Annotated in this window: 10 protein-coding genes; 6 read left to right on the top strand and 4 right to left on the bottom strand. The window is 56.2% G+C overall.

Annotated elements, in window-relative coordinates:
- The first annotated feature begins 170 nt into the window (after positions 1-170).
- Together THTE_RS14950 and THTE_RS14945 are read left to right on the top strand one after the other, a co-directional pair.
- Positions 171-1,511, top strand: a complete 1,341-nt coding sequence (locus tag THTE_RS14950; RefSeq protein ID WP_157732139.1) for a Gfo/Idh/MocA family protein — start codon at positions 171-173, stop codon at positions 1,509-1,511.
- Positions 1,512-1,680: 169 nt separating this feature from the next.
- Positions 1,681-3,126, top strand: a complete 1,446-nt coding sequence (locus tag THTE_RS14945; RefSeq protein ID WP_095416185.1) for a DUF6298 domain-containing protein — start codon at positions 1,681-1,683, stop codon at positions 3,124-3,126.
- Positions 3,127-3,193: 67 nt separating this feature from the next.
- Here the strand turns inward: THTE_RS14945 and THTE_RS14940 are convergent, their stop codons facing one another.
- Positions 3,194-4,558 (bottom strand): dicarboxylate/amino acid:cation symporter, encoded by a 1,365-nt coding sequence (locus THTE_RS14940; RefSeq protein WP_157732138.1) that lies wholly within the window; start codon positions 4,556-4,558, stop codon positions 3,194-3,196.
- A 235-nt stretch (positions 4,559-4,793) separates the two neighbouring features.
- Complete coding sequence (locus tag THTE_RS14935) at positions 4,794-5,906, bottom strand: DUF6807 domain-containing protein (RefSeq protein ID WP_095416183.1); 1,113 nt, start codon at positions 5,904-5,906, stop codon at positions 4,794-4,796.
- 225 nt (positions 5,907-6,131) lie between these two features.
- Here THTE_RS14935 and THTE_RS14930 point away from each other — a divergent pair, with 225 nt between their 5' ends.
- Both THTE_RS14930 and THTE_RS14925 read left to right on the top strand, forming a co-directional pair.
- The gene (locus THTE_RS14930) at positions 6,132-7,142 is read left to right on the top strand and encodes a galactose-1-phosphate uridylyltransferase (RefSeq protein ID WP_095416182.1); all 1,011 of its coding nucleotides are present in this window, start codon (positions 6,132-6,134) and stop codon (positions 7,140-7,142) included.
- Between the two features lie 231 nt (positions 7,143-7,373).
- Positions 7,374-9,566 (top strand): alpha-amylase/4-alpha-glucanotransferase domain-containing protein, encoded by a 2,193-nt coding sequence (locus THTE_RS14925; RefSeq protein ID WP_095416181.1) that lies wholly within the window; start codon positions 7,374-7,376, stop codon positions 9,564-9,566.
- A 73-nt stretch (positions 9,567-9,639) separates the two neighbouring features.
- Here the strand turns inward: THTE_RS14925 and THTE_RS14920 are convergent, their stop codons facing one another.
- Positions 9,640-10,392, bottom strand: a complete 753-nt coding sequence (locus tag THTE_RS14920; protein ID WP_095416180.1) for a gamma-glutamyl-gamma-aminobutyrate hydrolase family protein — start codon at positions 10,390-10,392, stop codon at positions 9,640-9,642.
- Positions 10,393-11,212: 820 nt separating this feature from the next.
- On the opposite strand from THTE_RS14920, the gene THTE_RS14915 reads away from it, so the two are divergent.
- Positions 11,213-12,472 (top strand): S1C family serine protease, encoded by a 1,260-nt coding sequence (locus THTE_RS14915; protein ID WP_095416179.1) that lies wholly within the window; start codon positions 11,213-11,215, stop codon positions 12,470-12,472.
- A gap of 67 nt (positions 12,473-12,539) precedes the next feature.
- Here the strand turns inward: THTE_RS14915 and THTE_RS14910 are convergent, their stop codons facing one another.
- A complete protein-coding gene (locus tag THTE_RS14910) occupies positions 12,540-14,078 on the bottom strand; it encodes a sulfatase family protein (RefSeq protein WP_157732137.1) in 1,539 nt (512 codons plus the stop codon).
- A 175-nt stretch (positions 14,079-14,253) separates the two neighbouring features.
- Between THTE_RS14910 and THTE_RS14905 the strand changes: the two genes are divergently transcribed.
- On the top strand, positions 14,254-14,910 hold the full coding sequence (locus THTE_RS14905) for a hypothetical protein (protein WP_095416177.1): 657 nt from the start codon (positions 14,254-14,256) through the stop codon (positions 14,908-14,910).
- Positions 14,911-14,928: the final 18 nt, after the last annotated feature.

Raw genomic sequence — 14,928 nt, 5'->3', positions numbered from 1 at the left:
TTTTTGTTCATTCCGGACTTTTACAATTAGAGGAATCGCTGGGCTTCTCCTCATTGATTAACCGGGCGCTGCGGGGTTATAATCGCGGGCGGTCCAAGGCGACCCTCCGAAGGTCGCTCCGGCTTTGAAGTACGACTCGAGTCATGTTCCTGCCACAAGGAGGCCCACCCATGAAGCGCACCCTCTCACGCCGAGATTGTCTCAAGCTCACCGCAACCATTTCCACGGGGACTCTCATCCTTCCTTCTCGCTTAGCGTTCGGTTATGAAGCCAACGAGAAAGTCAACGTCGCCGTTATCGCGGTAGGCGGTCGTGGTGGTGCGAATCTACAGGGTGTCGCCGGTGAAAACGTGGTCGCCCTTTGTGACGTGGACCGGCGGCCTTTGGAAGCCGCGGCGCGACGGTTCCCCCAGGCTCACATCTACACCGATTACCGCGAACTCCTGGATAAGGAGAAAACGCTGGACGCCGTGGTTGTCAGCACGCCAGACCACATGCACGCTCCCATTTGTTTGCGAGCGATGAAGCAGGGGCTTCACTGCTACTGCGAAAAACCCCTCACGCGAACAGTCTTTGAAGCCTACGAGATGGCCCGAGTGGCAGCCGAGAAAAAGCTCGTGACCCACATGGGAACTCCTGGCCGGGGCAGTGCGGGTACCGTTCGGCTCGTGGAAATCATTCGCAGTGGTGCCATCGGTGATGTGACGGAGGTGCACTACTGGACGAACCGCCCAATCTGGCCACAGGGCTTCGATCGTCCGCAGGGCGAGGATCCCGTCCCGAACTATCTGGATTGGAACAGCTGGCTTGGGGTTGCCCCGGCGCGCCCGTACAAAGAAAAATGGCCCGAGGGCCATCCTGTCTACAAACTCCCACCGCAACGACTGCACTCTGGCTGGGTGTACCATCCATTCGTGTGGCGTGGCTGGTGGGATTTTGGAACGGGTGCCCTGGGTGATATCGCCCCACACATGTGGCACTCCGCGTATTGGGGACTGGAACTTGACGCGCCAGAGAGTGTCGAGATCGTGGAGACCTCGGGCCCGATGACGGAGATGTTCCCTCTGGCGACGATCCTGCGATTCAACTTTCCGGCGAAGGGCAACCGACCGGCAGTCAAGTTGTACTGGTACGATGGCGGTAAAACGCCTCCCGCCGACCTTCTCGGCGTCAAAGAGGTACCTGAAGGTGGCTCACTGATCGTGGGCACCAAGGGAATGATCGGTGTGGGACATAAGTCCGAGCAAGATTTTCCTGATGTTCCGCAAACATTACGACGCTATGGCGACATGTACAGCGAGTGGATCGCGGGTATCAAAACCGGTGATCCGGAACGTCCAAGCTGTCCGTTCAGTTACGCCGGTCCGCTGACCATGGCGTATTTGCTCGGGAATATTGCCCTCAAGGTCGGCAGCCGTATCGAATGGGATGCCAAAAATCAGCGAATAACCAGTCCAGCGGAAGCAAACCAATGGCTCAAGCCTGAATACCGACAAGGTTGGGAAGTCTGACGAAAAAAAACCAGTTCCACGCCGAAGCACGAGGCCACCTAGCCAAAATATTACCGGGCAGTAGTTCCTCCCGGTTCCATCGGAATTAGAGGACGTCGGTCAGTCTTCAATCAAGAGGACTGACGTCGTTGTGGTTTTGCCCACATTTTGTCTGCGGGGAGATTCTGCCATGAAAAACTGCATTTGGCAAACCATCACAGTCATCTGGTTCTTCGTGCCAGGGTGGGTGTATGCGCAGCCCCCCATCAGCCTGCATCCGGAGAATCCCCACTACTTTCTGTGGCGGGGTCGGCCGACCGTGCTTATCGGTTCCGGTGAACACTACGGTGCGGTGCTCAATCTTGATTTTGACTATGTCCGTTATCTGAAAACGCTTGCCCGCGACGGGCTTAATCACACACGGACCTTTTCCGGAACCTACCGTGAGATTCCCAGTTCTTTCGGGATTACTGACAATCCCCTCGCGCCCAAACCGCTGCGCTACATCTGTCCCTGGGCACGGAGCGACCAACCGGGTTACTTCGACGGGGGTAACAAATTCGATCTGCGACGCTGGGACGACGCTTATTTCCAGCGTCTCAAAGATTTTATGACAATGGCCCAAAAGTGCGGCGTGGTTGTTGAATTCAACCTGTTCTGCCCGTTCTACAACGATGAACTTTGGGCCGCGAATCCGATGAACCATCGAAATAACATCAATGGGATAGGCAATTGTCCCCGCGAGGAGGTGTACACGCTTAAACATAAAGATCTTACAGAAATTCAAATCGCGTTTGTGCGAAAGGTGATCACAGAACTAAAAGACTTCGATAACCTTTATTACGAAGTCTGCAACGAGCCCTATTTCGGCGGAGTCACGATGGAGTGGCAATGGAGGATCGCCGACGTCATTGCGGAGACTGAGAAAAGCCTTGGTGTGCACCATCTTATATCGATGAATATTGCTAATGGCCGGGCAAAAGTGGAAAAACTCCATCCCGCGGTCAAAATACTTAACTTCCATTACTGTGTGCCGCCAGATACCGTCGCACTGAATTACCACTGGAACGTTGCCATCGGCGAAAATGAGACAGGCTTCCGCGGAAAAGACGATCTCCTGTATCGGACCGAGGGCTGGGATTTCATCCTGGCCGGCGGGGCACTTTATAGCAATCTCGATTACTCCTTTACCCCCGCTCATCCGGAGGGCGACTTCCTGGACTACAAATCTCCGGGAGGTGGCAGCCCGGCGCTGCGGCCACAACTTGCTATCCTCAAGCGGTTTATGGAGTCCCTTCCTTCCGTTAACATGCGGCCGGATACGGAGTCCGTTGAACGTGTATCTCCCGCGTTGACCGCCACCTGCTTATCTCAACCGGGGAAGGTGTATGCCATCTATCTCCACGTGCCGCTTCCCAACAAACCCAAGAACCTTCGAGAACTGGAAAAACACAATGTCACTGCGGAACTTGCGGTCCGCTTACCCGCTGGAAAATATCAGGCGACGTGGCTTGACACCAAAACCGGCGTAACGGCCAAAGTGGAGACATTCTCGACGGCCGGAGGCTCTCACACCCTCCAATCGCCAGCCTTTGATAACGACGTCGCGCTCCGCATTGATCGCCTGACGGAATAGTCAGTGACCCTGGTTTCCTCCTCGATCTGATTCCTTGGTGACGCGAGGAACCTCGTGGGGGCCTGTATCATCGGGTCTGCTGCTTCTTATGCCACGCGTCTAAACACTGCGCGATCGTAAGATCGCCGGTCACATTGACGACGGTCCGGCACATGTCGAGGAAGCGATCAAAACCCAGAATGAGACCGATCCCCTCGGGCGGCACTCCGATTCCTGCCAAAATGGCCATGATCATCGGGATAGATCCGGCAGGAACGCCAGCCGTCCCCACCCCCGCCAGGATGGCGAACACCATAACGCTTGCCTGTTGGAGCAAGGTGAGGTGAACTCCAAAGACCTGGCACAAAAAGAGGATCACAACCCCCTCGTACAAGGCCGTTCCATTCTGATTGCCTGTGGCGCCGACTGTCAGCACAAATCGAGCAATTTGAGGGGAAAGTCCAAGGTCTTCTTCGGCAGCACGCAGCGCGGTCGGAAGCGTCGCATTGGAAGAAGACGTTCCGAAGGCCGTTAACATCACGTGACGGATCGCACCGAAGAATCGCCCGGGTCGTATCCCGCACAAACGCAAAGCCGCGGGATACACACCTAAGGTCTGCACCGCCAATCCCGCCAGGGCGACAGCCAAAAATCCGAAAAGGGGAACAACCAAATCCATTCCCAACCGCGCCATCGCTGCAAACATGAGACACCCGACGCCCAACGGGGCGATCCGCATGGCCCAATCCACAATTTTCATCGAGATGGCAAAAAGGCCCTCCAGAACGCCGACAAACCCGTCCGTCCTGCTGCCCACATTCACGGTGGCACAGCCGACAAGCAACGCGAACACCATCAGGGCAAGCATTCCGTTACCTTTAGCGGAGCCGTCCAATGCCCCCACGGCCTCTTGAAGCGGATTTTCAGGTATGAGATCGAGAAGAACCTGCGAGAGTGACTTCGACGATGGCCGACCGTCTCGCTCTGAGATCCGATAATGCGACTGAATTTCTGCACGCGTTTGTTCCGAGATCGCGTAGCCCGGTCCAAACACGTGAACCAGCCCAAGACCAATCATCACCGAACATGCTGAGAATAAGAGCGTGAAACCTATGGCCCGCAGTCCCAGTGCACCCAGTTTACGAATGTCTTTAAGCTCAACGACGGCGAGCACCAACGCTGAAAAAACCAGGGGCAAAACGACACACAAAATGAGTCGCAAAAATACCTTCCCGATCGGTTCCACCACATGTCCGGTCACCCATTCGATCCGCCCGGGCGTCAACCACCCAAAAAATGGCGCCAGCCAGAAAGTATCTCGGTTCTTGCTCAAAAGATTCACCAGCAGGCCAAGGACCAGACCAACCGCAAGCCCGATTGCCATCCCGGCCGGATGATGAGATGGTCGCCGGACCTCACTCGTGGACATCCCGTCATTGCGAACTTCGCTCAATTTGCCCTCCTATTTGATGAGAGTGCGAATCGTCATACCGAAACTACTCATCTCTCCATCTACGCCATTGAACGGGCCTCCTTTCCGTGGTAGCCAGCCATCATCAAAATGGTGGCTAAACCGTCACATCATATTGAGTGCGCACCGCGGGGCGCCACGTTGCGGTTTGTGCTGCAGAATTGCGAAAATCCGCCCTGCCATAAGACTGACCGGCTTTACCCCCGTTTTCCGAATTCTACGGTTTGCTAGCTTCGAGCCCCACCCACGTCGTGAAGGACTCCCACTGCCGCTCGATTATTTGCCGGTCAGGAACACCCCTGTGACACCACAAACCGTACTTCACGGTAAAATTTCCGTCGGGAGGGATCACCACCGGCCGTTGAAAGCTCAAACAGATTCCCATCCAACCGTCGTCGCGGACATGGAATGGGTGCGGAAAACCCTCGTTTTGCGGATGGTCAAACAAGGTGATCCCCCCTGCGACGTCTGGCGTGATGTAACCGCTGTAGTCCACCCACTTCGCCGGCTTGCGGAAGACCTCTTTCTCATTGACGAGCCCGTCACTGTTGAGAATGCGCCCACCGCCATCGCGCACTCCAATCGTTTTGGTCATCCGCACGCCAATCAGTCCAAACGGCGTGTCGCCGAACGTCACCGCCTTTTCAACCGGGGTGAAACGAGATTCAATGAGGATGAAATAGCCCCCGGCAAGAGCCTCCTTGGGTGAGCGCCAGGCCAAGCTGCTGTCCACAGGTACCTTGACCTCAATAAGACGGCGTTCTTTGAGGATTGGCTGCCCCTCCGCCCGCCATTCAAGCTCTGCGATGAGCCACGCTCTGAGGGAATCACCGGCGCTTTCGTTGTACTCGCTAACCCGGCTGCAAACGATCTGAGTCTGAGGACGGTCTGCCCAAAAGTCAAAGCCATTCACGTCGGCATGCGATATCCATACCGAATTGTGGTGACTGTGAGTCACCGGGTCATGAGGATGTCCCATCCTGGTCAAAGGCCAACCCTCCGGGGAGTTTACCGGATAGAGAAAAGGCCGCTGAAGCCCGGGACCGAAATGGAATCGGCAGAGTTCCTGGCGAAGTGGGACGAACATGAAACTCGCTTGTCCATAAGGTTCCGGAACAACCTGTAATGCGGGAAAATTTTCCGGCGAGGGCGGTTCTTTCACCTGGCCCCAACAGAAGCCTGTGAGAACACCGCCGAGAACCAACGCCGGTCCTGCAACCATCCAGGCCGGAATGATCCTTTTCCTCCCAAGTGGCAAAGCTCGCCCCGCTAACTGCTTCGCAAAGACGACGTAGGCCATATCAGTACACCCTTTTGCAAAGGGACGCATTCTCAATACTCCGTCCACCCGGTAACCGTGACCTCTGCCGCGCTATCATACATCTCTTAAGTCATAGCCGCGAATCTATCAGCGGCGGCAACCTGCCGCAATCTCCAATGGTGCAGGATTTGCTCAAAACTGGCATAATGGAGGGTTTTCCAACTTACAAAGGCGAATCCAACGGTCAGACTGCCGCGTAGGGCGCTTCGTTCAGTGAGTTGCAGGTTACTCCCAATGGGCGCGATTTCAACAGATAAAAAACCGGAATTTCGGAAAGATCCCCTCACGGGTCGGTGGGTCATTATCGCCCCGGGCCGGTCTCAACGCCCCCAGGACTATGACACGGCCGTCCGCCGCGTGCGGTCAGGTCCATGCCCCTTCTGTGAGGGGAACGAAAGCGAAACGACCCCCGAAGTGCTTGCCCGCCGCCATCCCAACAGCGAACCGAACGGTCCGGGCTGGCGAGTTCGTGTCGTGTCTAACAAATATCCCGCGGTGTGCAGCGGAATGCCAGCAGCGGATTCCACATTCGCAGCGTCATGTTTCCCAGGGCTGGGCATCCACGACGTCATCGTGGACACGCCGCGGCACGTGGCCAGTCTGACCGACATGGCAATCAGCGAGGTGACAGAGCTGCTCGACGTCTTTCGAGAGCGCCTCGCGCAACTTTCGAACGAGCCTTATCTGGAATACGCGCTCATCTTCAAGAACGTCGGCCCAACCGCCGGCGCTTCCTTGGAACACAGCCATTCGCAACTCCTGGCCATTCCGATGGTTCCCCCGTTATTCGGCAGCGAGCTGGAAGCGGCCCGACGCTGGTCCGAGCGCGAAGGCCAATGTTATTACTGTCAGCTTTTATCCCAGGAACAGGCTGGAGGCGACCGGATCGTTCTGCGGCACAGCGGCTTCACGGCCTTTTGTCCCTTCGTCAGCCGGTTTGCGTACGAAATATGGATTTTTCCCGACACTCACGCAGAACGCTTTGAAGCGATGACACCGGGTTCGCTTTCCAGCCTTGCAGAAACTATTCAAAGCGTGCTGAAGGCAATCGAGACTCGGCTAGGCAAACCCGGCTACAACGTGCTTCTCCACACAGCGCCGTTTCGCAAGAAGACCCCCTATTTTCATTGGCGAATCGAAATCCTGCCCAGTGTCAGTCGGGCAGCCGGATTTGAATGGGGCACAGGCATCCACATCAACCCCGTTTTTCCGGAAGAGGCGGCACAAACACTCCGGGGCAGTTGAGAATCCGTATGGCTCAGGAAAACAGATTGGGATAGGTAATCTGGAGTGACTACTTTAAGATTGCCGATACAGAAACTAGAACGGTTTGGCTAAAAGAAAAGGAAGTGTCGGGCCTCTTGTGCGTCCGTTCCTTTTGGCTGCCCACCCGGTCCGACGTGTTCCTTCCCAACTCGGCTTGATGGATGGTTTCCTCAACTTTGTTGGTTTTGCGAGCATCGATTGGACACACCCATGAGTCACTCCCCCGCAAATCGATCCCCCCTTGTGCGACTCGTTTTGTTGCTCCACAATCACCAACCCATCGGTAATTTCGACCACGTTTTTCACCAGGCCTATGAGGATAGTTATCGGCCTTTCCTGGAAGTGTTTTCCCGGTGGGACCCTCTCAAAATCTCACTCCACATCAGCGGGCCGCTTATGGAATGGCTCGCCAGCCATCGGCCGGGCTATCTCGATCAACTTCGAGAGCTTGTGGCTGCTGGCCGCGTGGAGATGATCGGTGGGCCATTTTATGAGCCCATTCTCCCCATGATCCCGAGTGCCGACCGAATCGGTCAAATCAGACGCTACTCCCGTTTTCTGGAAAACCGGCTGGGAGCGAGGGTCCGCGGAATGTGGGTTCCCGAACGCGTCTGGGAACAGTCGCTGACCCGCGACATCGTGGCTGCCGGTATCGAATACACGGTTCTCGATGATTTTCATTTCAAGGCTGCCGGACTCTTTGAGGACGAGTTGGCGGGCTACTACCTCACGGAAGATGAAGGTCGCCTGCTGGCCATTTTCCCGGGAAGCGAGCGTTTACGGTACACGATTCCCTTCGCGGATCCGCAGGTCACGATCGATTATCTCGCCGAGATCGGCCGACAGCATCCCGGCTCTGTTGTCGTATTTGGCGATGATGGCGAGAAATTCGGAACCTGGCCGGAGACCAAAAAGCACGTCTATTCCGATGGTTGGTTGGAGCGATTTTTCACCGCTCTGACCGCGAACCGCGACTGGCTGGAAGTCTGCACACTCGCTGAAGCCTACGACTCCGTGGCGCCCATCGGGAAGATTTATCTCCCCGATTGCAGTTACCGCGAGATGACGGAGTGGGCGCTGCCGTTCCGCCGACAGCAGGCCCTGCAAGAACTGACCCACCAATTTCACGGCGACCACCGCTGGCCCCAGGTGCGATCCTTCATCCGCGGCGGCTTCTGGCGGAATTTTCGAGTCAAATATCCCGAAGCCAATGAAATGTACGCAAGGATGATGGAGATTAGTCGCCGGATTCAGGAGGCGATCCACAACGACCCAGCCAACGAGCAATTGCGAGCTGCCCAATTGTCACTCTATCGCGGACAGTGCAATTGCCCGTACTGGCATGGCGCCTTCGGCGGTATTTACCTCCCCCATTTACGCAATGCCATTTACGAGCAGCTTATCACCGCCGACGGACTTCTCGAAAAAGCCCAGGGGCGTCCGGAACACTGGGTCCAGGCAAACGCGGACGACTTCAACTTTGACGGGAGGCCAGAAATCCGCCTGGCCAATGATCGGATGGTCGCATACCTGGCACCCCACCAGGGGGGAATACTCTATGAATGGGATTGCCGACCCGTCCGTCGGAATCTGCTGGCCACCATGACCCGCCGCCCTGAGCTTTATCATGAGAAAGTTCGAGCGGGTGCCTCGCCGGAACACCACGGCTGTGCAAGCATTCACGATCGGGTTGTTTTCAAACAAGCCGGACTGGAGTCCCGCCTCCAGTACGACATCTATCCGAGAAAAAGTCTTGTGGATCTTGTCCTGAGCCCCGAGACCACGCTTGAACAGATTGCCAGTGGGCAAATGGTTCCCTGGGCGAAGCTTTGGGAGCTACCCTACCAGGGCACCATCCACACGAATCCCGACCGTGTGCGGGCCACACTGGCCACGGAAGCGGACGTCCTCGACCAGAAAATCCGCGTGACGAAAGCCGTCCTGTTAAGTGCCGGTTCATCCATCCTCGAAGTGGCCTACCGGCTGGAAAACCTTGCCCCGGATCGGCCTTTCCTTTTCGCCGTGGAATTCAATTTTGCCGGGTTGCCCGCCGAAGCCGAGGACCGATTCTTCCTCAGCCTCGCCGAGGAGAAACTCGGTCATCTGGGCACCCGATTGGACCTCGGCCAGGTGTCGGGCCTGGCTTTAGTGGACCAATGGCTTGGGCTGCGCGTTCAGGTTGGGTTCTCCCGTCCCACCGACGTCTGGACCTTCCCGGTGGCTTCCGTAAGCCAGTCGGAAGGCGGATTCGAGTTAGTACATCAGTCAGTGGCGGTTCAGCCCCACTGGCTGGTCCAGCCGGATGCCGAGGGGCGGTGGACGGTAAGCATGCGATTCCTGCTCGTGGCGGAATCGGCACCCCAACCCGATACGCCGGAGCCAATTTTATCCGCCACTGTGTGAAACCAGGTGCGGTAGCCTCACAGCGGTGCAATCACAACACCGCTCAAGAGGCGGGAAATCGGCCCACCGTTTGTCAGGCGTGAACGGTCGCGGCGTGTCTCCCCGACCGCTTCAACAAGCCCTCCACGAATTCCTCAAACACGCGCATATCGAGCGCCGACGCGGCTTCGCACTCCGGATGGAACTGAACGCCAACGGCAAACCAGTCGGGATCCCGACTTTCAATGGCCTCGATAATCCCGTCCGGTGCTCGGGCCGTGACCTCGAACACAGGCGCCAGATCCAGTATGGCCATGTGGTGTCGACTCGCCACGCGGATTTCTCCCTCGCCGTAGACACGATCGATGAGGGAGCCCTTGGTCACCACAAGGCCGTGTCGGTGATAGGGGTCCTGGGGATCCCAGTGGGGGATAGCCGCGGGAAAGTCATCGGGAATGTGGAGGGAAAGCGTGCCCCCCTGGGATACATTGAGGAGCTGCATTCCCGCCCCGATTCCCAGGACAGGCATCCGACGCTGCCCAATCAACTTCGCCAGCATGCGGTCGAAGTCCTCCCGCCGCGGATGCATGACCTGGGTATGCGCGTGGCGGTAACAACCGTCTCGAATGGGATCGAGATCGGCACCGCCGATCAGAACGAACCCGTCCAGTGTATCCAGAACGCGCTCAATGTCAGACCGAGAAGTTAACGGAGGCACCACCACAGGCACCGCCTGTGCCCGGATGAGGCAATCGAAATAGCCCGCGGAGATCTCTCCCTTTGCGGGATTGACCTTGTCCGCAGGCCGGTAGTCCATGTTCAGGCCGATCAGTGGCTTCCGTCGCATAAAACACCTCCCTGTTGGTCAACAACAAAACAGTGGACCGGAACCGATACCTTGGAGCCGTTGTGTTGCCACTCGAAGAAGAATCTGCCGACTTCCTGTGCCGCGCCCGGGTGGAAACACGTTGGGCACACTTGCCCACGGAGTCTATCAACGCGAAGAGCATCGAGTTGCCGTGAGGCGGGAACCGACGAGCACTGAACGCTCGGAATAGATGTGGAAGACATCCCTGTCATGGCGAGGGGAATTTCCTCCGTGGAATTCCAACCCGTAGAAATTGTTTGAGTGAACTAAGCAAAATCTACCGAATGTACGGCTGGTGTCAATGCTCACTCAACATCTTGGCGAAAGTAATAACCTTCCACAACAAATTGTGGCGCATGCACTGCTATCGCCTAGGTCATCTCTGCGCGATATGAAAGCAAAGCATAAGGCCAGCATAACGGCAGCTCAGCTCTCTCAATGATTGCCGAATACCGGTTTTGCTCGCTCAAACCCGGCATTCGGCCTGCTTCTCCGGGTGAGCGCCGTCGCTTATCGCCACCATCGCCCACAAGCTGTGGAGCACACCGAGCGGTAGCACCGAACTCTCGCAACGCATGGGCGACCGCTTTTTAAGCTCTCTTCCGATCGTTTCGGAACTTAGCCAAACTTTCCGAGGCTGCAACAGCAGTGTGACCCTTTTCTGGAGAAATGCTCTCCGCTAAAGTGAAACAAACTGTTTATGTGCGGAAACAGCCATCGTTTGCTCCCAGTACCGGAGAAGTCTGAGGAGTCCCCCGCAATAGTCCTTGGCATGTAAGCGACCGGAGAGGAGGATAACATGCACCGGACAGCGATTGCTTGTCTTGTGAGTGCTTTGGCAGGAGGTCTTCTCGCATGGACTCTGTCGGCGCGAGGCCAAAGCCAACCTCACGCCCTGCCTGTTCATCTGGCGCAAAATCAGGGCGTACCAGGCGCTCGCTCGGGCCTCGTTGGACAACTGCTTCAGTCCAGCACGTACTCCCAGAGTAACCTTCCCAGCGGAACAGCAACCATTGCGCTCGAACAGACCGTCAGCCCCTGGGAACAGTTTTTGCCCCCGGTTGGACAGTATTCCCCAGAGGAGTTGATCAATATCGGCGTCTACGAACGGGCAAATAAAGGCGTCGTCAATATTCGTACGAAGAGCATCCAGGGCAGTGCCTTTTTCTTCATGGATATCATTGCCGAGGGAGAAGGCAGCGGTTCCGTCATCGACCGTCAGGGACACATCCTGACCAACTACCACGTCGTGGAGAACGCCCAGGCCATCTCGGTCACATTGTTCGATGGGATGGCCTATGACGCCCAGCTTGTTGGCGCCGATCCCCCCAGTGACATCGCCGTACTCAAGATCAACGCCCCCTCGGAAAAGCTCTTTCCGGTCGTGTTCGGGGATTCCACAGATCTGAAGGTGGGTCAGCGCGTCTTCGCGATCGGCAATCCTTTTGGACTGGAGCGAACCCTCACAACAGGCATTATCTCAAGCCTCAACCGTTCCCTGCCCAACCCGCGAACAAAGCGAACTCTCAAACAGATGATCCAAATTGATGCGGCCATTAACCCGGGAAATTCGGGTGGGCCACTTCTTGACAGTCATGGACTCATGATCGGCATGAATACGGCTATCGCCAGCCGAACAGGAGAGAGTGCCGGAGTGGGATTTGCGATTCCCGTCAACACAATTGCTCGGGTGGTTCCTCAGCTCATTCGCACCGGTAGAGTGATTCGCGCCGACGCCGGGATACTTCAGGTCCTGGAAACGGATCAAGGGGTGCTGCTGGCTGTTCTGAAACCGGGTGGTGCGGCTGACAGAGCCGGGCTTCAGGGATTTCGCATAGTCAAGCGAACTCGCCGCCAGGGGCCCCTGGTTTTTGAATCCACCAGCATCGACCGTTCGACAGCCGACCTGGTTATCGCCATCGATGGGAAACCGATAAAAACTGTAGACGATATGTTGAGTATTCTCGACACGAAACGGCCAGGAGAAACCGCGATCTTTCGCATAATACGGCAGGGGCGCACGCTGGACGTTCCGGTCCAACTGGATGCGGAGGAGTGATTCGGCTTACACCCTGTCGCGTTGCCTGAAACTTCCGATTATTCGTCACCAATGCCCATCCCGACGGTTATTCCTCAGCACTGGTCACATCATGCGGTTGCACCCCATATTCGATGATCTCGAGTGGATCGTTGGTCTGCGGAAGCTGCTCCGGATGACGCTCTGTCTTTTTGATGTGTTCGGCGAGAATGTCGAGATACCGCTTGATCCGCTCTTGATGTTCTGGCCGGTTGGCCAGATTGTAAAACTCGCCTGGATCACTCGCGAGGTCAAAGAGTTTTATCGTGACGCCTGGTAACGGACGCCCCGGGTCGTAACCGTCGTCCCGCACTCTTTTACCCCGGATATATACAAGTTTGTAGCGCTCGTCACGCAGGCAAATCTCATCGTTGTGCGCATATTCCACAATGACGTAGGGCCGATGGGTGCTGGTTTCTCCCGTCAACAACGGTCGCAACGACTTTCCCTGAACCCGCTCGGGAATGGGCACTCCGCACAAGTCGAGAATGGTAGGCACGATATCGATAAACTCCACAAACGCCTTGGTAGAACTTCCCGGTTTGATGACAGGTGGATACCGCATGATGAGCGGCGCGGAAATCGCCGGATCATAACTGCAGTGTTTTTCAAATCGCCCGTGATGACCGAGCATGTAGCCATGGTCTCCGATGTACACGACAATCGTATTGTCTTTCAGACCACTTTCTTCCAGCGCCTTGAGCACAATTCCCACGTTTTTGTCCATGAACTCCACCGAGGTGTAATAAGCCGCATTGATTCCACGTTTCTCATCATCCGTCAAATCGCGAAAAATGGCGGGGATTTGGTCGTCATCCTCGGGCCCCATTTCCGGAACGGTGAACTCCTCCGGCCGATGGCGCCCTCGGTATTCCACGGGAAAATGAAACGGAGAATGTGGTTCGTAGAAACTGACCATCAGGAAAAATGGTTTTTCGTGCGGACTGGCGAGAAACTCCGCGGCCTTCTGGGCGAAAAACGTTCCTGACATCTCGCTGTCCCACGCTCCGTAGGGCCAGCACATGCTGTTAAGCCAAATGCGTGCGGGATCCTTGAACGGCCGCCATGGGGGTAGAACGTTCAGTCCGGCAGGCAGCGGGCGGGGCGGCTGTTCTCTACGCCACTTCTGCCAGTCCGGTAAGTCCAGGCGTAAATCGAATCCATGTTTCAGCGAGCTGTTGAAATGCATCTTGCCGAACGCGGCCGTCTCATAACCGACTTCCTTGAGCATTTCCGCCAGTGTGACCTCGCTTTGCGGCAGCGGTGTTTTCAGCAAAGTCACACCCACACTCCGCGGATAACGTCCCGTGATGAAGGACTGGCGAGAGGCTGTGCAAATGGGAGAATTGCAGTACGCATGGTCAAATCGAATACCTTCAGCGGCGAGGCGGTCAATGTGCGGTGTGCGAACGATTCGATTGCCGTAGCAGCCGGTGACGTACGCGGCGTGATCGTCCGAGCAAATCCACAGGATATTCGGCCGCCGAACAGTTTGTCCGACCTCTCCTCCAGTCAAAAGACCGCCGGTAAAACCGACCGCAATAAAGCAAGCCAAAAAGCCGGTAAATCGCAAGCTTGCTCGGAACATGGCGTGAAACCTCCCACTGGCGCACTGTGGTGAACAGCTACTCTGCGGCATATGATAACATGTTCGAAGTCAGTCGCAACGGCACGGCAAAGCCCAAAACATTTTTGTTTGGCTTTTTCCCAGTGTATCCCATCACCTGAGGCCCAGCCCAGGGCATACTGAACACTAAAACACCATGAACTATTTTGCTCACGCTTTTAGATTCATCGGTCGACCGCGATTTGTCACGGGCACAGCGCTTCCGGACTGGCTTTCCGTGGTCAATCGACGTCTCCGTTTTCGGCCCCAACGACTCGATCCAGCAGCTCTTCATGCGGACCAGAATATTTCAGAACTGATGGCAGGAATCAAGCAACACCTTGAGGATGACAGCCGCTTTCATAATTGCGAGGCCTTTTCCCGCTGTCTTGTTGCGGTGCTTCAGGAGGTCCGCCCGTTTCTCAATGGTGTGGGGATTCCTCCAGTTTTTCTTTCCCATCTTCTGGTGGAGGTCCTGCTCGACGCCCAACTCGTTCGGACCCGGCAGGCGGACGTTTCCCGGTACTACGCCGATTTAGAAAGCGTGGATCCGGACTGGACTGAGTGGGCAACAGGCGAAATTCTTGGTCAATCGGTTAGTGGACTCGCGCACTTTATCCGCCTGTTTTGCAGGGAGAGAATCCTCTTCGATTATGCGGACAATATGAGCCTGCTGCGAAGGCTCAACCAGGTCATGCGGCGGTTGCGGCTGCCAAATCTTTCCGATTCCTTTCAGGAGGCCGTCGAAGCATCGCGACCGATTGTTACAGCCCATACGGAAGAACTCCTTCGGGCCCTGGACGGATGGGCATAGCCATGGCAGAATAAGAAC

The organism is Thermogutta terrifontis, assembly GCF_002277955.1.
GTDB classification, from domain to species: Bacteria; Planctomycetota; Planctomycetia; order Pirellulales; family Thermoguttaceae; genus Thermogutta; species Thermogutta terrifontis.
Note: the sequence above shows the minus strand (reverse complement) of the source record. Positions and strands in the feature narration are given on the sequence as shown.

Coding starts and splice junctions, on each gene's coding strand:
- THTE_RS14925 (WP_095416181.1), top strand. CDS start 7,374: ATGAGTCACTCCCCCGCAAATCGATCCCCCCTTGTGCGACTCGTTTTG.
- THTE_RS14930 (WP_095416182.1), top strand. CDS start 6,132: ATGGGCGCGATTTCAACAGATAAAAAACCGGAATTTCGGAAAGATCCC.
- THTE_RS14945 (WP_095416185.1), top strand. CDS start 1,681: ATGAAAAACTGCATTTGGCAAACCATCACAGTCATCTGGTTCTTCGTG.
- THTE_RS14950 (WP_157732139.1), top strand. CDS start 171: ATGAAGCGCACCCTCTCACGCCGAGATTGTCTCAAGCTCACCGCAACC.
- THTE_RS14905 (WP_095416177.1), top strand. CDS start 14,254: ATGAACTATTTTGCTCACGCTTTTAGATTCATCGGTCGACCGCGATTT.
- THTE_RS14910 (WP_157732137.1), bottom strand. CDS start 14,078: ATGTTCCGAGCAAGCTTGCGATTTACCGGCTTTTTGGCTTGCTTTATT.
- THTE_RS14920 (WP_095416180.1), bottom strand. CDS start 10,392: ATGCGACGGAAGCCACTGATCGGCCTGAACATGGACTACCGGCCTGCG.
- THTE_RS14935 (WP_095416183.1), bottom strand. CDS start 5,906: ATGCGTCCCTTTGCAAAAGGGTGTACTGATATGGCCTACGTCGTCTTT.
- THTE_RS14915 (WP_095416179.1), top strand. CDS start 11,213: ATGCACCGGACAGCGATTGCTTGTCTTGTGAGTGCTTTGGCAGGAGGT.